The following is a 17037-nucleotide window of genomic DNA, read 5'->3' on the forward strand; positions in this document are numbered from 1 at the left end:
GCTAAGTGCATAGTCCGCAAACTTTTTTTGTAAAGAAACCCATCTATTTTTCAAAGGAAAAATAAAGCATGCAGTGTAACCAGCCCGGCAGTTCCGACAGCGGGAACAATTTTCAACGCCATCAAGCCGCCTTTTACGGAAACAATTGAATCGAGCGGATCTTTTGCAGGTGAGGCCAGAAGATGAATAAAGCGATTCCAGCGTGTTGTTTTTATTGGGAAATCCGGAACGTCTACATCATATTCATCCAGTTTGGAACGCAGATAAGGCTCCTCTTTTAATGGGTCATGATCCATCGAAATCTCCCTCCAATTCTTTTTTTAATTGCCGTATCGCTCTGTGTAGGCGGGATTTAACAGTACCTGCCGGAATATCAAGAATCCGCGCGATTTCCTTTTGGGGCATGTCATGATAATAAAATAGCAACACGACAGCGCGCTCGATGTCGGGCAGTTTTGCTACAGCGTCTCTTACGGTCATCCGATTAATGTGCTGGGATTCCTCTTTTGCCCGCGGCACGAGAAAAGGCAGCAGGCTTTGGAATTTTTTACGACGGTTTAATTTAGTCACCATCAGCCGGTAGGCAATTTGAAAAAGATACGATTTCAGCTTTCCCTTTTCGGGGGCGTAGTTCTGTTTATGATCCTGCAATTTCATAAATGTATCCTGCACGATATCAATGCTTAGCTGCTCATCTCTTGTATAACGGAAAATGAACGAATACAGTGGTTGTTTCAAACGTCCATATAGTTTTTCAAGCGCTTCTTTGTCGCCTTTTTGGTAAGCGGCCATCCATTCTTCTTCATGGTTGTTCAATGTCATCTCCCCAGCGCTCTTTAATTGCCTTCAACGTAATAGATACTCTGCTGATCAAATAAAGGATCGTAACAATCGACCAGGCCTGCGATTGATTTGTGAAAAATTGGACGTACACATTTTCAACTGTTTTACCGCTGGAGATTAAAAAATTTAAAGCCTGGACGCAAATAATCGTATAAACAGCCAGACAAAGCGTCAAGGTATCAAATACATTCCATCTTACATATAAAGTCGTTTTCTTATAATTGATTTTACCATTTTCCCGGACGACGTACTTCCGGTCCATTGGAATCGCAATAGCTAAAATAATTGCCATCAAAACACCTGCCACAATCAGTGAAACAATCCAACCTATATCCATTTTTAACACTCCCTGTTTTTAGTTGTTACTTACTATACAACTGAAGGACCAGTAAGGTTCATTTAAATGTAACTATTTTTTAAATTCAGTTGATCCAATCCATTTTGTGTGAGATTTCCTTCCAGTATTTGAAAAGAAAAAGGGTGAATGTGATAAGCTGAAACCAATTTTACGTGGTGGTATGTGTCTGCTGGAGAAATGAATAGGGAAATGGAGGCTGAGAGAATGAAAAGAAGGGGATATCGCGGAGTGAGCTTTGAGGAAGCGGAGCGTGCAGTAGCTAATCAGCGCTATGAGCGGATGGAAAAGCGGCAGTTCGCCGGCGGCATTCAGGCGCGTTCCATTTTTGGGCCCGGACTTTATTTGATCAGCGACGCGGAGCTAGCCGCCCAGTATGCTTTTTGCCATGCGGAGGTGGACGGAAGCGGACGTGCGGCAGTGCTGAGACAGGATGTCCAGCTTGAGCGCCCATTTTTTATCAACTGCCGGTACAGCGAAATACAGCTTCGGCAAGACGCGCTTGAATGGAAATACAGAGGGCTGGCTCTGCCAAATGTGCGTCCGGCATACATTCACACATGGCTCGGCCGCGTGACAAAAGATTATCTTCTTGCTCACTCGTTTGACAGCATTGTGTATCATGTAGATGATACGGTGATTTATTACGTAGCGTATTTTCAAGAAAAGCAAATCGAGCGTATTTATTTAGAATTTGCTTTTACAATGAATGGTGTGTAAAACAGTTTGTTCAAGCGTAAAAGTCCATTCTTTTGATACAATAAGAAAAAGAATGGGTAAAGGAAGTGGCGCGTATGATCAGACGGACTTTGCTGTTGTTCTTTTTTCTTATCGGCAGTATCGCCGGGCCTGGACAGGCGGCGGCCTTGAATTATGTGGCAATTGGAGATTCCCTTGCTGCCGGTCAAACCCCAAAACGGGAAATCGGTGCAGGATACACCGATATGATTGCACTTGCTATCCGACCGGATGCTTATTCAAAAGCACTGTCTGTTCCCGGCTACACAGTGAGTCAGGTGATCAGCCAGGTAGAGAGTGAGGCAGGAAAAAAAGCGATTCGATCCGCTGATTTAATTACCATCTCAGCCGGTGCAAACGATTTGCTGCCGCTTATTCAAAACGATCCAAAGCGAGGTCTGCTTACTTTTAATGCCGTAACAGCAGCTTTTGCCCTGAACGGAGTAAGAGAAAATTACGCTGTACTGCTTGAAAAAATCAAGGCGCTCAATCCGGATGCAAAGGTATATGCAATGGGTTATTATTTTCCATATCCTCATGTGTTTGACCAGCATAAGCCGGCGGTCAATAAACAGCTGGATATACTCAACCAGATTATCGAGCAGGAAGCAGAGGAGGCCGGAGCGGTGTTCGTTCCCGTAGCCGATCGCTTTGGGCTGGATGGCGTGCAATATTTGCCGAATCCGGGAGATGTGCATCCAAATGGAGCCGGCTATCTTCAAATGGCAAATGCCTTTTTGGATATTTATGCTCCGGGAACAAAGCTGCCTGTCTCAATTTTGGAGAAGCTGCCCGAGCCCGTTTCGCTGGCGGACTTGATAAAACAGCGGCAAAAAGCAAGCGAGCGTGAATCAAAGGCCAGACAGGAAGAAAAAGAAGCAACCGGTCAAACAGCAGCAGTAAAAGGGTGTACGAAGGAAGAAGTGTACGCTGCCATGCTGTAATGATCAGAAAATAGCATAAAAAAACAAAAGCGTTCACGAATATGCGTATTCGTAAACGCTTTTGTTCATTATATTTGTAATTGGCTCATTGTATAAACGAATACGATTGCGATCGTAATGGGCACAATCCAGCGCATCAGTGGAAGCCAGTACGTGTAAGTAGAACCAAGGCGTCCTGCATTTAGCTCGTATTGCTCCTTTACAATAGACCGATCCATCCGCCAGGCAATAAACAGCGCAATCAGCAGGTTCCCAAGCGGCAGCAGAATATTACTGACAAGATAGTCGGTCATGTCAAAAATGTTGCGTCCGAAGTAAGAAATGTCACCGAGTGTACTGAAAGAAAGCGCCGCAGGAATACCTGCCAGAAAAACAATAATACCGGCCAGGAGTGAGGCTTTTTTCCGCGATGCTGCCTCGCCTTTTGTAAAAGCGGCCGTGATAATTTCAAGCAAGCTGAAGGAAGAAGTAAGCGTCGCAAACAAAAACAGCAGTAAAAACATAAATAAAAACAATTCGCCAAAAGGCATTTGTGAAAAAACAGCCGGCAGTACAACGAATAGGAGTCCCGGTCCTTCCGCTGGCTCCAGGCCGAATGCGAAAACGGCCGGGAAGATCGCGAGCCCTGCTAAAATAGAAACAAAAATATTCATAATGGCTACGGAACCAGCAGATGAAGGGATGCTGATGTCTTTGCCCAGGTAAGAGCTGTAAGTGACCATACAAGAGAATCCGACAGCCAGCGAGAAAAACGAATGGCCGAGCGCATACAGCACAGCTTCTGCGTTAATCTTTGAAAAATCCGGCTGCAGAAAAAAGGAAATACCCTCCATCGCCCCGTCCAAAGTCAGGGAACGAATGACTAAAATAATAAAGAAAATAAACAAAAGGGGCATCATATATTTGCTGGCAAACTCGATCCCTTTTTGAACACCTGCAGCAATGACAATTATATTCAACAGCATAAAAAGGGCATGGCCGCCAATCGTCAGCCAGCCATTTTCGGTCATGGCACCAAATAGGGCCCCGGGTTCACCACTGCCAATTACGCCGCCGTAGAGGGCACGAACCGTATAAATGAGCACCCAGCCGCCAACCACACTGTAAAACGACAGCAATAAAAAGCAGCCGACAACACCCATTTTACCTGTAAGTGTCCAAAAAGAAGCTGGTGCCAATTTTTTATATGCACCAACCGCTTCCCGACCGGAACCGCGTCCAATAATAAATTCTGAAATTAACATGGGCAGTCCGATCACAAGCGTAAAAAGAATGAATAAAAGCAAAAAAGCGCCACCGCCGCTTTGGCCGGTTACGTAAGGGAATTTCCAGATTGCGCCTAGTCCGATTGCCGCACCGGCTGAGGACAAAATAAAGCCGATTTTCGACGACCATTGTTCCTGTTTTTCCAATTGTTTTGCCTCCAATAACAAGTCAGTTTGTTATTTTACTATAGCACGAAACAGCGTTAACAGCTGAATATATTTTCAAAGCGGATGGAATCGTTTATAATGAGGAAATTAAATCGAAAAACTGGAGTGTACATAATGACTGCAAACATACATTCACCCGAAAGAATGCCAAATGGACAAAGCCGTCCTGACAATCGGGGCCGTCTTCTTGTAAAATGTCCGGACGGACCGGGAATTGTCGCGGCACTGTCCAAGTTTTTATTTGAGCAGGGTGCAAATATTATTGAATCGAGCCAGTATACAAGCGATCCGGAAGGTGGCACGTTTTTTATTCGTCTGGAATTTGACTGTGAGGGATTGTTCGAAAAAAGGGAAGCGATGGAAAAAGAATTCTCCGTCCTGGCAAATGGGTTCAATATGGAATTCCGCTTTGCATACGGAAGCGAACGCAAGAAAACAGCGATTTTTGTTTCAAAAGAACCGCATGCCCTGCTGGAGCTTTTATGGGAATGGCAAAGTGGTGATCTGCCGACCGACATCGCTTTTGTGGCAGGAAATCACGAAGAAGCACGAGGAATGGTCGAGTCACTTGGAATCCCATTTCATTACATTCCGGCAAACAAAGAGATTCGCCGGCAGGTAGAAGAGGAACAATCACGTTTGATCGAAGAGTATAATGTGGATGTGATCGTTCTGGCACGCTACATGCAGATTTTAACACCGGAATTCGTCGAAAAGTATCCGAACAAAATTATCAATATTCATCACTCGTTTCTTCCGGCGTTTATTGGCGCACGTCCATACGAACGGGCATACAACCGCGGCGTGAAGCTAATCGGTGCAACATCTCACTATGTAACCAATGATTTGGATGAAGGCCCAATCATTGAACAGGACATCGAACGTGTAGACCACCGTGATCACGTGGCAGATCTGAAAAAGATCGGCCGCTCGATTGAACGCCGTGTGCTTGCGCGGGCAGTGAAGTGGCATTTAGAAGACCGAATTATCGTCCACGGCAACAAAACGATTGTGTTCCAATAGGAAAAAAGCTGTCCAATAGGGCAGCTTTTTTACATTTTACCCATCAGTTTTTTTGCTACCCACTCAAAGTGATCGGGGTTTAAGCCGGGTGCGAATTCTTCTGGAAGATCATCTAAGTCAGGAATCGGTGCGCCTTTTGGTGCTCCTTCAATGACCTTCAGCGGCTCATTGTTTTCAGGGTTTGTACCCTTCCAAATTTGGCGGATGCCTTCGTACTCACCGGTATTGTTCCACGTATAAAGAACATTGTTCAGTCCCTGCTCCTCAAACTTTCGTGTTGTATCGAATTTTGAATTCGGAACGTGAGGAATCGGGATCATTTTAGTTACGTCCGCTCCGGTAATCATCTCGATGGCTTTTGCATAAGCCAGAATGTGCGTGCCGCCCCGAACAAGCAGGTAGCCGATCATTTCCCTGGCCGTCGGATGATCTGTCATCTCGTACACGCGCATTTTATGCGTGCGCGCACCGGCTTCAAGGAAAAAGTTGTGCAGCAGGTCCAGCGTCAGATTGCCGCTCGAAAATACATACGTCCCGTTCCATGGCATACCCATAGAATCAACCGGCAGTGATGCCTGGGCACTGGCAATAAAATGCTGTGTATTCCGTTTATTCAAACCGTTTTGAAGCGGTGTACAGTCCGGATCAGCATTAAAGGTCGTGTTTTTCATGAGAAGGTTGATCGTTGTTGAAACAAGTTCTACGTGGCCGACTTCTTCAGCCGTAATACTGGCAACAAGATCATAAAAAGGCTTCAGCTTCTTTTTTTGCCGGAAGTTAAAGGACTGAAACAGATAGTTGTTTAACGTCGACATTTCTCCGAATTTGCCTCCAAGCAATTCCTGTACAGCAGCGGCAGAATTGGCGCAGCCGTATTCTGGAATCGGCAGCTCGACGGCAAGACGGTTCATACGCTTAAACATAAAAAGCCCTCCTTTTTCTTCACCTGTTTACTATATGAAAGGAAAATAGGAAAGGTGCCTATTTCGAAAAAATATTTAGAAGCTATTTTCACGCTGATAGGGCCAATAGAAATGAAAGCGCAGACAGTTTTTCAAACGTGAAATTTGGGAACAAACACGGTAGTATGGACAAAAGAATGAAAAGAAAGGGAGATGTGATGTTTGATTCTTTGCTATTTTATTTAATGATTACACTTGTTGTTGGCATCGCGTCTCAATGGATAGCCTGGCGCTATAGACTTCCTGCGATTGTGGTAATGTCTGTAGCGGGGCTTTTAATCGGCCCGCTGATTGGCTGGTTTAATCCAAAGGATGTGTTTGGCGACCTGTTTGGCCCTATTATCTCTGCTGCAGTTGCAATTATTTTATTTGAAGGCAGCTTAAATCTTGATTTCCGGGAAGTAAAAACGGTTCGACAGCCAATTCGCCGGATTGTGACGCTGGGTGCTTTTATTGCCTGGATCGCCGGCTCTCTGGCTGCCCACTACGTAGCAGGATTGTCTCTGGCCGTTTCATTTGTTATTGGCGGGTTGTTTATTGTAACAGGACCAACTGTCATTCTTCCGCTTCTGCGCCAGGCCAAGCTAAAGCCGCGTACTGCCGCGATTTTAAAATGGGAAGGTATTGTGGTAGACCCATTTGGTGCTCTTCTTGCGCTTTTCGCATTTGAACTGATTAAATTTTTCACTGGAGAAGAAAGCGTATCTACGTTTATTAATTTCTTGTTTGGCTCTGCTTTTGCGGTGATACTTGGCATTGTATTCGGTCTCGGTCTTGGAAAAGCGCTTGAAAAAGGGCGTGTGCCGGAGTACTTAAAGTCGCCAGCCGTATTCGTCGTTGTGATTGCCTGCTTCACCATTGCTGACGAGGCCATGCATGAAACAGGGCTGCTCGCGGTAACAGCAATGGGAATGGTAATGGCGAACATGCATATTTCTTCGATAAGAGACATGCGCCATTTCAAGGAAAATATTTCCATACTATTGATCTCAACCATTTTTATTATGCTGACGGCATCTCTAACAAGAGAAACATTAATGCAAATTTTTGACTTTCGCATTATCGCCTTCGTCCTAATTATGCTGCTTGTTGTCCGTCCGCTATCGATCTGGCTTTCTACAATCGGCACGGACATGACAAGAGGAGAAAAAACGCTTGTTGGCTGGATTGCACCACGCGGGATTGTCGCCCTAACGGTGTCCGGCTATTTTGCCCAGTCGCTTTTTGAGGCCGGATATGAGGATGCGGCCGTCCTGACACCACTTACGTTTGCGCTTGTGTTTTCAACAGTTGTAGCACATGGCTTTTCGATCGGCTGGCTGGCGAGAAAGCTTCATTTAGCTTCGACCGATAGGCCTGGTGTGCTGCTCGTCGGCGGTAATACATTCACAGCCAGGCTCGGTAAAACCCTGCAGGATTTGGATATTCCCGTGCTGGTAGCGGATGACTCCTGGCAGCGGCTCCACGCAGCGCGCCAGGCCAATCTGCCGGTTTATCACGGTGAAATCTTATCGGAAAGTACAGAGTATCACCTGGAGTTAACACCATATGAGTATATGATTGCTGCCACAAGCGATGAAGCATATAATGCACTTGTCTGCTCCACCTTTGTACCAGAAATGGGGCGCGTGAATTTGTATCAAATCGCGGCTGGACCGGAGCGGATAGAAACAGCAAAAGAATTCAACAAAACGGTTGGCGGAAAAGTGCTGTTTGATTCATCTGCCCACTATCAGGCTTTAACAGCCAGGGCCGCCGATTACGTTTTTCGGAAAACAGAGCTGACTGAACGGTTTGGGTATGACAGCTATTTAAAAGAGCTGGATGAAAACTCGCTGCTTTTGTTTTTGGTGAAGCCTTCCGGGAAGTTGGCTTTTTACACACGTGACGCCTCGCCCCGCGGGGAAGCAGGTGACATCGTCGTGAGCTTAATGCCGCCCGTCAAGGAAATGGCCAAAGCAAAAGAAAAAATTGCGGAGCAGCGCCGCAGCCAATAAAATGAAAAAAGCGGCCCTTATCAAGGCCGCTTTTTTCTGACAGTAAATCAGAGAGAGTATGGAATTGTATTTTATACGTTGGCCGCTTGAGGCGGCTTTATGCCTATAATTATAATAAAATTTGAAAGTGCTTTCACCACAAAGAACATAAAACCGTATTTTTTTGACACAAAGCAGCAAATTTTTAACGTGAAGTAGAATTTTTAAAAAGGAGAGAAAATGGGTCATTTTAGCGTAAGAATGAGCTGTATTTGTCCCGCCTGTAACGAAAAGAAGAGCTGCGTTCAAACAGCTCTCCTCGAGGAAAAATATATAGTTAACGTCATGCCGCTTTTTAAGAACATCGTTTTGAGATAGGAGTCTGAAATTTATTTTCCAAAGCGGCTGGACAGACGTTACGAAAGAGAAAGAGAATCTTGTTCGAGCATGGAACCGGTCTGAGCGAGGCGTGTGTGCCAGGATAGGGCTTTTTCAAGCACATGCGGTGTCTGGCCGCCGCGTGACACTGCTTCCCTATAATAGCGTCTCAATTGCTCTTTGTACGCCGGGTGGGCACAATTTTCGATCATAACGATTGCCCGTTCACGCGGGGCAAGGCCGCGCAGGTCGGCGTAGCCTTGCTCCGTCACAATCACATCCACATCATGTTCTGTATGATCAACGTGTGAAACAAACGGAACGATACTGGAAACCGCTCCGTTTTTCGCGGTTGATTTTGTTACAAAAATGGCGGTCCGGCAGTTGCGGGCAAAGTCGCCCGACCCTCCAATGCCATTCATCATCTTTGTACCGGCTACGTGAGTGGAATTGATATTGCCGTAAATGTCGGCTTCTAGCGCTGTATTGATTGACAATAAACCAAGCCGGCGGATCAGTTCTGGGTGGTTAGAGATTTCCTGGGGCCGCAGCAGGAGCTTGTCACGGTATTTTTCCAGATTTGAGTAAACGTCTGTCATTTTTTCTTCTGAAAGTGTAATCGAACAGCCGGAAGCAAAGCGTATTTTTCCATGGTCAAACAAATCGAAAACAGCGTCCTGCAGTACTTCAGAATATACTTCCAGGTTTTCGAATTCCGAGTCAATCAGTCCGTGCATGACGGCATTGGCAACCGAGCCGATACCGGATTGAAGCGGAGCAAGTTCATTCGTGAGCCGTCCTGCTTTTACTTCTTCTCGGAGGAAGGCGATTAAGTGATCCGCCATTTGCGCCGTCTCTGCGTCTGGCGGAACGATAGTAGAGGGGGAATCGAGCGCGTGCGTCAAGACGATTCCTTTTATTTTTGCCGGATCGACCCGAATGCCTATTTCCCCAATGCGTTCATTTACGGACATCAGCCCGATTGGTCCGCGCTTTCCTGGATTGTCCGGATTGAAAATATCATGAAGGCCTTCGAGTTCTGCCGGATGGGCGGTGTTCAGCTCAACAATCACATTTTCCGCCCTTTCAACAAATATAGAGGAGTTACCGACAGAGGTTGCAGGGATAATCAGCCCCTCTTCCGTAATGGCGACCGCTTCTACAATCGCATAGTCAACCTCTCCGAGTACACCGGTGCGAAGACATTCCGCTGTATGGGATAAATGCTGGTCCACAAAAAGCAGGCTTCCTTCATTTATTTCTTTTCGCATGACGGGATCTGCTTGAAAGGGAAGGCGTTTATGAATGATCCCCGCTTCTGCCATCATTTTATCTAAATCAAAGCCGAGAGAAGCGCCGGTAAAAATGTTTACTTTAAATGATTCGGCCCTGGACCGTTCTACGAGGGACATCGGCACCGCCTTTGCATCCCCGGCTCTTGTAAAGCCGCTTAACCCCAATGTCATCCCATCTTCAATCCACGATGCCGCTTCGTCTGCGCTTACAATCCTGCTTCTTAATTTCTCCATGCGAATACGTTCATTCATTATGGTTCGACCCCCCGGTTCGTTTTGATAAGTGTATCAATTGTTGAAAGGGCTTTCATTTTGTTTGTAACGAAAAACCACAAAAAAGACGCGAAGAACAAATTTCGCGTCATGAAGCAAGTTTGTTAATAATTGAGCGATTTACGGAATGCGCTGGTGTACGTCTGAGTCACAGGAATTTTCGTCCGGTCTTTCATAATCAGCAGAAAAGTTGAATGGGAATCAGGCTGGATTTCCTGAATAAAGTTGACGTTCACGATATAGGAGCGATGCACACGGATAAAAGCATCGTCCGGCAGCATAAATTCAATCTCGGTTAAATTTAATTTATGATAGCCGGTGCCTGTCCGGGCCTGCACGCGGGTTTTACGTCCTTCCGACTCTAGATACATCACATCTGAATACGGAATTGGGTACCAGCGGTCTTCCGATTTGATTGTTAACAGGTTGCGGGAAATAGGCGATGGTTTAGCCGGGTGTATCGTTGTAATGGCCCCGGTCAGCACATGGTTATTAAAAATCGGTACACTCATAGCGTAATAAGGAATGCCGTATACATCGCTGTCGATATACGTAGATACCTGATGTTTTTCTTCAATAGCCTGCTGGGTCACACTGCCAGGTTTGATCGGATCACCTGCTCGTATATGCAAATCTATCAGACGGCTCGGCTGATAATAAATAAATTTTTCGTGATTTGATACGGCAACAGACGTATTCGGCGGAAAAAATTCTTTCATCACTTCCATTAATCCGGAAACAGTCAGCTGGTCCATTTGCTCCACCTCTTTATCAAGACTGTAGTACAATAAGTGTACCATAGAAAAAGGAGGAAGCACGGTGGCAAAAGGAAAAACAAATGCGATGCGGCTGCTGGATGCAGCAGATGTTGAGTATCAAATGCATGAGTACGATAATAAAGATGGAAAAATAGATGGAGTATCCGTTGCCCAGAAGATTGGTATAGAATCAGAACGTGTATTTAAAACACTGGTGACGCATGGAGCAGGGGGCCTGTTTGTGTTTGTTGTGCCGGTTGAAGCGGAGCTGGATTTAAAGTCGGCAGCCCGTGCAGCAGGTGAGAAAAAGGTAGATATGCTGCCTGTAAAAGATATTCAAAAATATACCGGCTACATTCGAGGAGGCTGTTCACCGATCGGCATGAAAAAGCTGTACCCAACTTTTATTGACGAGCGGGCAAAAGCCTTTACTTCCATTGTGGTGAGTGCCGGAAGAATTGGGGCACAGATAGAATTGTCTCCTCATAAACTAGCAGAAATCGTAAGCGCTTCCTTTTGTGAAGTTGTGAACAAATCGTGAAAAAAATGTGACCGAATTGTATAGATGAAGATTTTTGTGAGAATGCCGGTTCTTTTTTGAAAAAAAACATCGTATACTAGTCCCATCAAATGAAACAGGAGTTGACCCATAACCATGATGGTCGTTGAAAATCTTCTTGATGTGAAAAGCTATTTTGCCGAAGAAATAAAAGAGAACTATGTTGTACAGTATGAGAAAATGGCCAAGTCAGGCGCATTTTTCGAAGCAGGCGGATGGCATGAACTTGAAGAAGAAATGGCAGAATGTGTAAAAGTGTTATGCCAGACAGGAGACGCGTGCTCCGTTACCCGAATTAAGGAATATCCCGTAAACGCTGAATCCACTGTGGATGCCGTGTTAGCACGTATCCGTGAATCTCACAGCGATATTTTTAAAGGATAATATAAATAAAATTGACCGGCTTCCCTCGTTAGGGAAGCCGGTTTTTTAAAAAAAGCAATATTGATCCCTGCTTATTGATAATGAAAAAAAGCACCGATTTTCTCATCGACCAAAGGGGTTTCATGCAGGCCGCTGTGATTAATGGTTTTATCGTACAAAACGTCGAGCTGATACTGGTTTTCGGGCACAATGGCCTTTAAGCTGAGTGCGCTTTGAAGCAGGGTGACCTGATCACCGGTCCCGGCAATATTTAACACTTGTGTTTCCTTTGGAAATTGAGCATGGTTGGCAGTGATTTGAGCCAGAGCCGGCGAACCGGGCATAAGGTCGTATACTGCTTCACCTTTGTTTTGCTTAAACCATCGGCCGCCGGCTACGCCATTAAAAGGGCTGCCAATCGTAACTAATTGGTCAACGGCCGGATGAAGCGTCGGATCATATAAATCCTGCAGAAACTTTACCGATACAATGCCGCCCATTGAATGGCCGACTACTTTGATATGTTCAATACCGTATTCCTTCCTCATCACCTGCATAGCCGCAGCTACTGCACGTGATGTGTCCTCAAAGGAAGCCCGGTTGTTTTCTATAATTAATTGAATAAGCGCAGGCCGTTCTGTAGAAAAAGGACTTTCCCGGACGAGAAGTCTGCCGGTACGTGTAACATTCATCGTCAATGCCCGTTCTCCCCAGCCTCTTTCTTCAAACCGCGAGATCATGGTATTGAAGGAACGAGCTGTTCCTTTAAAGCCGTGAACAAACAAGACAGGCTCTGTAAACTGGGTGTTGGATATGGCGTGATCACTTTTTTCAAGTGTTAAAAAGCTGACATAAATCAAAAGAGCCGCTGCTAAAAAAAGTCCATATTTCCGCATAAACGGTCACTTCGCTTCCATCAAAAGTAGTACTTTTTATTATATATAATTTCGACAAAAAGATACATAGCGGGATATAATGGAATTAAAAGGGGGAGATGGTCCTGAGAGAATGGGTTGGTCAATGCAGTATATGCGGCAAGGATATTTATTGCCTGGATGGATTTTTAAACGGTGTAAAAGAACAGGGAGATCTGCTTTGCTTTGACTGCGAAGAGCAGGACGAATAAGGAATTATTCGCCCTTTTTGCTTTTTAGATGGTGCTGAAAATGCTCTTCTGCTTCGGCGGCATCATATGTGCTGAAAAGGCGATAATCCTCGGCGTCAAGAACCCGGTAGTGTCCGCTGATGACGTTTTGCTGCAGGCGAATGCCGCTCTGGCTGTCCAGCTCATGCCACCAGAGCCGTCCTCCCATCGTTTTTTCCCGAGCGTTGGGACGTGAGATCGTTTCATGGGCAGCCAGCTCCGCTATTTCAACAGGATCGCCGCCAAGTGCCGATTGAAGAATATCACTGTCCCGGAACAAGGCACAAATAGCGGCAGCTGTTGTCCAGCCGGCAGCAGACCGCTCTTTTTCAATTTGGACAAGTGTTTTTTTAGATAAGCCTATCACTTCAGCCATTTTATCCTGTGTGTAGCCGCGTTCTGTACGGATCAGTTTCAATTTAGCTGAAACGATAGCAGTTATCGCTTCTTTGTTCACCGAACATCACTCCTTATGTGTAATTTTACCCTTGATTCATCTGGATGTAAAAAAAGAAAACCCCTTTTATATCAAAAGAGGTTCAAAGTGTAGACAAAGTCTTTCTCTTTCAAAAAAAAGAGTCGATAAGCGAAGCCTGCCGGACTTCGCGCACCTTAGGGCAGTGCGGAAGCTTCCTCGCCTGCGCCTGCGGGGTCTCCCGACTCACTGTACTTCCCGCAGAAGTCTTCGTCCGGCAGGCTTCACTAAGTGGTATTAAAGATCAATAAATATGGAATAAACATTTTCTCTTTTTTAAACAGAAAGATACGACCTTATTCGCTCTACACCATCTTGTCGCAAGCCACTTGGCGGAGTCCGGTAAGCGCAGACTCCTATGGGACTAGCGGGCAAGTTGAGAACGGTGGAGCCGCTAGGCGTAACTGGCTCAACGCCCGCCCCATGGAAAGCGGAGCTGCCTGGACGCCGGTCTATCCCATTCATGTGCACGGTTATCAATCACTTGTCTACAGTTTGAAAACCTCTTTTGTATCAAAAGAGGTTTTCGTTTTATTCATGGCGTAAAGAGTCTATTGGATCAAGCTTTGCGGCTTTGTTAGCCGGCAGCATGCCGAAGATAACACCAATCGCCATTGAAAAAAGCACCGCCCCGACGACTACCTGCCAGGAAATAAGTGAAGGCCAGCCGGCAAAAGCAGAGACAGCAGATGAAGCACCAGCTCCAAGCAGAATGCCGATAATGCCGCCAATCAGGGTAAGCATCAATGCTTCAATTAAAAACTGCGTTAAAATCTGACGCTGTGTAGCGCCGAGTGCTTTTCGGATACCGATTTCGCGTGTTCGCTCTGTAACGGACACAAGCATAATATTCATAACGCCGATCCCGCCGACCAGCAGAGAAATACCCGCAATGGACCCGATAATCGTTGTCATAATAGAGGTAATCTGGCCGATCCCTTCAGCCATTTCCTCCAGATTCATGACTTTATAAGAATCCTCTGTATCATGAAGATCGTTGAGGAGGGCTGTTGCTTCTTCACCGACCGCCTGAAGGCTGTCTGCATCTACTGCCTGTACATCCACTGACGTATAATCAAGCGCACCGAAGCTATTGCGGTACGTACCTGCTGGAATATAAACATCCATTGTGCCGAACGCAAAAAGGCCGGTTGGTGTTTCGGCAACGCCGATTACTTCAATGGGCTGCCCATTCAGCCAGATGACCTGCCCAACCGCTGAGTTTTTGCCGAACATTTCTTTATTTAATTCTGCACTGATCACGCCGGCACGTGCACCAGACATAAAATCCGTACGCGAGAAGGAACGCCCTTGATCAACATCCAGTTTATTCACATCCAAATAGGCTTCGTTAATGCCGTATACTGTAGTGTCAAAAGTATCTTCCCGGTGCCGGGTGGTCATCGAAGTCATCGTCGAAGCGACAACATTTTTTACATCCGGCAGCCGTTCCAACTGCTCGATGTCCTGCTCATTAAAAAAAGATTCCATATAAATATTCGGATTTCTTTGGATCTCCTCTTCGGTCGGTTCATAGTACACATTAATTGTATTATCGGAGCCGGTCAGCTGGGACTTGAGCATCTGCTCGCCGCCCTGGCCAATCGCCACGACTGTAATAACAGCCGCTACCCCGATGATGATACCGAGCATCGTCAAAATGGACCGCAGTTTATGGGCAAGAACGGATGAGAGCGCCATCCGGATATTTTCTTGTAACGTCATCGAATCGCCTCCTCTGTAATGGAGCCGTCCCGGACAGTGACGACCCTTGATGTGTATTGGGCGATTTCCGGTTCGTGTGTGATGACGACGATTGTAGAACCGCTCTCATGGAGGGCCGTTAATTCTTCCATAATTGAGATACTTGTTTTGGTATCCAGCGCACCGGTCGGTTCGTCCGCTAAAATAAGGGAAGGATTATTGACGATGGCACGGGCAATCGCCACACGCTGCTTCTGCCCGCCAGACAGAGCATTTGGCAGGTGGTGCATTCGCTCTTTTAACCCCACTTTTTCGAGTGCTGCTTCCGCCCGCTCGATCCGCTCACGCTTTGAAATACCTGCGTAAACCATCGGCAATGCGACATTTTCAAGCGCATCCAGCCGGGGAAGAAGCTGGAATTGCTGAAACACAAATCCGATCTGCTTATTGCGAACCTGAGCGAGTTCGTCATTAGAGTAAGTGGAAATCTCTTGTCCATTTAATTCATAAGAGCCGGCTGTCGGCTTATCGAGGCAGCCGATAATGTTCATGAGCGTTGATTTTCCAGAACCGGACGGGCCCATAATGGAGGTGAATTCACCGTCTTCAATGTTTAAATCAATGTTTTTTAAAATAGGAACCGTTTCTTTGCCGAGTGTATAGCTTTTTTCGATGTTACGGAGGCGGATCATTCGACCGTCACATCCATCCCATCCGAAAGGGTATCATCCGGATTTAAAATCACACGGTCCTTTCCGGTTAAACCGCCGGTTACTTCTATTCGGTTACCGGTTTGTATGCCCGTTTTGACGGTTTTCTCGATTGCCTGTCCGTCTTGTACGACAAACACAATGGATTTGTTTTCTTCCTGCCGCACAGCTTCAGCGGGAAGGGAATGGGCGGTTTTTTTATTCGTTTCAATCTCCAGCAGCAGCTTAAAGCCCGGCTTGATCGCAGAAATGCCAGCATCATTTACTTTGATTTCAACCGGATATTGATTAGCAGCATTTCCATCTCCAGCAGCTGCCTGCTCAGGAAGCAAGTCCACTTTTGTTACACTGCCGGCCCAATTTTTATCAGGGATCACATCAGATGTAATGGTGACAGCCTGTCCGGGCTTAACATTTAGCGCGTCATATTCGGACAAAACACCTTTTGCCATAAAAGATCCGGTCTGTCCGACGTGGACGATCGGCTCTGTCGTTTCACTGCCAGCTGGCTGCAGGTCTTTTTGGACACTCAGCACCGTTCCATTGATCTTGCTTGTGACTGTTAAACCTTCTCGCTGCTTCTCCAATGATGTCACTTCCAGATTGTTTCGCTTTCGTTCAAGCTTTGCTGTATCAAGATCTAAATTCAACTGGTCACGTTCAGTACGGATCTGTTCCTCTGCCGCTTTTTTTCCGACTTCTTTTTCTAAATCATCCTGTTTACTGCCAAGCCGGTTCAGCTGTTTGTTTAAGGATTCAATTTGCAGATTCGTTGACTGTCGGGTCAGTTCTGCCTGTTCTTCTTCTAGTGCAATGGTATCGCTTGAATAAGTAACAAGCGGCGCGCCGGCTTTGACTGTATCGCCTTCTTTTACGTGAACCGTTTCTACCTCGCCTTTTTCCGGCTCGCTGTACACTTTTTGTTCGTCTGCAAGTGACAGGGAGCCCGGGATCATCACCGTTGTTTTTAATTCTTCTTCTTTTATTTGGCCCGTTTTTACGATGATTTCGTTTTTTGCCTGTGATCGGTACACACTGGCACCGATAAAAAGGACCAGAAGCACAATGACAAGAGGAATGATGACTTTCTTTTTTTTCAGCATC

19 protein-coding genes are annotated in these 17037 nt (G+C 46.0%); 7 read left to right on the plus strand and 12 right to left on the minus strand.

Features of this window, described 5'->3' with window-relative positions; all coding sequences use genetic code 11:
• Positions 1 to 50: 50 nt before the first annotated feature.
• Genes VP97_RS04035 through VP97_RS04045 form a run of 3 tightly spaced genes read right to left on the minus strand, consistent with a single transcriptional unit; the run spans position 51 to position 1180 of the window.
• Positions 51 to 296, minus strand: a complete 246-nt coding sequence (locus tag VP97_RS04035; protein ID WP_050180393.1) for a hypothetical protein — start codon at positions 294 to 296, stop codon at positions 51 to 53.
• Positions 286 to 792 (minus strand): RNA polymerase sigma factor, encoded by a 507-nt coding sequence (locus tag VP97_RS04040; protein WP_156153406.1) that lies wholly within the window; start codon positions 790 to 792, stop codon positions 286 to 288. The genes VP97_RS04035 and VP97_RS04040 overlap by 11 nt, the downstream gene beginning before the upstream one ends.
• A 10-nt stretch (positions 793 to 802) precedes the next feature.
• The gene (locus VP97_RS04045; protein ID WP_050180395.1) at positions 803 to 1180 is read right to left on the minus strand and encodes a hypothetical protein; all 378 of its coding nucleotides are present in this window, start codon (positions 1178 to 1180) and stop codon (positions 803 to 805) included.
• A gap of 225 nt (positions 1181 to 1405) precedes the next feature.
• Here VP97_RS04045 and VP97_RS04050 point away from each other — a divergent pair, with 225 nt between their 5' ends.
• Together VP97_RS04050 and VP97_RS04055 are read left to right on the plus strand one after the other, a co-directional pair.
• On the plus strand, positions 1406 to 1918 hold the full coding sequence (locus VP97_RS04050; RefSeq protein ID WP_050180396.1) for a hypothetical protein: 513 nt from the start codon (positions 1406 to 1408) through the stop codon (positions 1916 to 1918).
• A 74-nt stretch (positions 1919 to 1992) separates the two neighbouring features.
• Entirely contained in the window at positions 1993 to 2880 is an 888-nt protein-coding gene (locus VP97_RS04055; protein WP_050180397.1) for an SGNH/GDSL hydrolase family protein, read from the plus strand.
• Positions 2881 to 2948: 68 nt separating this feature from the next.
• Here the strand turns inward: VP97_RS04055 and VP97_RS04060 are convergent, their stop codons facing one another.
• A complete protein-coding gene (locus VP97_RS04060; protein WP_050180398.1) occupies positions 2949 to 4292 on the minus strand; it encodes a sodium-dependent transporter in 1344 nt (447 codons plus the stop codon).
• 165 nt (positions 4293 to 4457) lie between these two features.
• Between VP97_RS04060 and purU the strand changes: the two genes are divergently transcribed.
• Entirely contained in the window at positions 4458 to 5336 is an 879-nt protein-coding gene (purU, locus tag VP97_RS04065; RefSeq protein ID WP_245629833.1) for a formyltetrahydrofolate deformylase, read from the plus strand.
• A gap of 29 nt (positions 5337 to 5365) precedes the next feature.
• Here purU and VP97_RS04070 read toward each other — a convergent pair whose 3' ends face one another.
• A complete protein-coding gene (locus VP97_RS04070; protein WP_050180400.1) occupies positions 5366 to 6259 on the minus strand; it encodes a manganese catalase family protein in 894 nt (297 codons plus the stop codon).
• Between the two features lie 197 nt (positions 6260 to 6456).
• Here VP97_RS04070 and VP97_RS04075 point away from each other — a divergent pair, with 197 nt between their 5' ends.
• Positions 6457 to 8295: a cation:proton antiporter gene (locus tag VP97_RS04075; protein ID WP_050180401.1), complete on the plus strand. Its 1839-nt coding sequence runs from the start codon at positions 6457 to 6459 to the stop codon at positions 8293 to 8295.
• A 395-nt stretch (positions 8296 to 8690) separates the two neighbouring features.
• On the opposite strand, the gene scpC is transcribed toward VP97_RS04075, so the two are convergent.
• Both scpC and VP97_RS04085 read right to left on the minus strand, forming a co-directional pair.
• Positions 8691 to 10199, minus strand: a complete 1509-nt coding sequence (scpC, locus tag VP97_RS04080; protein ID WP_050180402.1) for a succinyl-CoA:acetate CoA-transferase ScpC — start codon at positions 10197 to 10199, stop codon at positions 8691 to 8693.
• Positions 10200 to 10324: 125 nt separating this feature from the next.
• Positions 10325 to 10975, minus strand: a complete 651-nt coding sequence (locus VP97_RS04085; protein ID WP_050180403.1) for a LytTR family DNA-binding domain-containing protein — start codon at positions 10973 to 10975, stop codon at positions 10325 to 10327.
• Positions 10976 to 11039: 64 nt separating this feature from the next.
• On the opposite strand from VP97_RS04085, the gene ybaK reads away from it, so the two are divergent.
• Positions 11040 to 11519 (plus strand): Cys-tRNA(Pro) deacylase, encoded by a 480-nt coding sequence (gene ybaK / locus VP97_RS04090; protein WP_050180404.1) that lies wholly within the window; start codon positions 11040 to 11042, stop codon positions 11517 to 11519.
• A 114-nt stretch (positions 11520 to 11633) separates the two neighbouring features.
• Positions 11634 to 11921, plus strand: a complete 288-nt coding sequence (locus tag VP97_RS04095) for a hypothetical protein (protein WP_050180405.1) — start codon at positions 11634 to 11636, stop codon at positions 11919 to 11921.
• 71 nt (positions 11922 to 11992) lie between these two features.
• Here the strand turns inward: VP97_RS04095 and VP97_RS04100 are convergent, their stop codons facing one another.
• The gene (locus VP97_RS04100) at positions 11993 to 12796 is read right to left on the minus strand and encodes an alpha/beta fold hydrolase (protein ID WP_050180406.1); all 804 of its coding nucleotides are present in this window, start codon (positions 12794 to 12796) and stop codon (positions 11993 to 11995) included.
• Between the two features lie 98 nt (positions 12797 to 12894).
• On the opposite strand from VP97_RS04100, the gene VP97_RS24695 reads away from it, so the two are divergent.
• Positions 12895 to 13026 (plus strand): hypothetical protein, encoded by a 132-nt coding sequence (locus VP97_RS24695; protein ID WP_281175074.1) that lies wholly within the window; start codon positions 12895 to 12897, stop codon positions 13024 to 13026.
• Positions 13027 to 13030: 4 nt separating this feature from the next.
• Here the strand turns inward: VP97_RS24695 and VP97_RS04105 are convergent, their stop codons facing one another.
• The 4 genes from VP97_RS04105 to VP97_RS04120 form a co-directional block, all read right to left on the minus strand.
• Positions 13031 to 13501 carry a helix-turn-helix transcriptional regulator gene (locus tag VP97_RS04105; protein WP_050180407.1) on the minus strand — a complete coding sequence of 157 codons (471 nt, stop codon included), beginning with the start codon at positions 13499 to 13501 and terminating at the stop codon, positions 13031 to 13033.
• A gap of 549 nt (positions 13502 to 14050) precedes the next feature.
• Positions 14051 to 15244 carry an ABC transporter permease gene (locus VP97_RS04110; RefSeq protein ID WP_050180408.1) on the minus strand — a complete coding sequence of 398 codons (1194 nt, stop codon included), beginning with the start codon at positions 15242 to 15244 and terminating at the stop codon, positions 14051 to 14053.
• The gene (locus VP97_RS04115) at positions 15241 to 15915 is read right to left on the minus strand and encodes an ABC transporter ATP-binding protein (protein WP_050180409.1); all 675 of its coding nucleotides are present in this window, start codon (positions 15913 to 15915) and stop codon (positions 15241 to 15243) included. The genes VP97_RS04110 and VP97_RS04115 overlap by 4 nt, the downstream gene beginning before the upstream one ends.
• Positions 15912 to 17036 carry an efflux RND transporter periplasmic adaptor subunit gene (locus VP97_RS04120; RefSeq protein ID WP_050180410.1) on the minus strand — a complete coding sequence of 375 codons (1125 nt, stop codon included), beginning with the start codon at positions 17034 to 17036 and terminating at the stop codon, positions 15912 to 15914. The genes VP97_RS04115 and VP97_RS04120 overlap by 4 nt, the downstream gene beginning before the upstream one ends.
• Position 17037: the final 1 nt, after the last annotated feature.

This window comes from Domibacillus robiginosus, from assembly GCF_000966195.1.
GTDB classification, from domain to species: Bacteria; Bacillota; Bacilli; order Bacillales; family Domibacillaceae; genus Domibacillus; species Domibacillus robiginosus.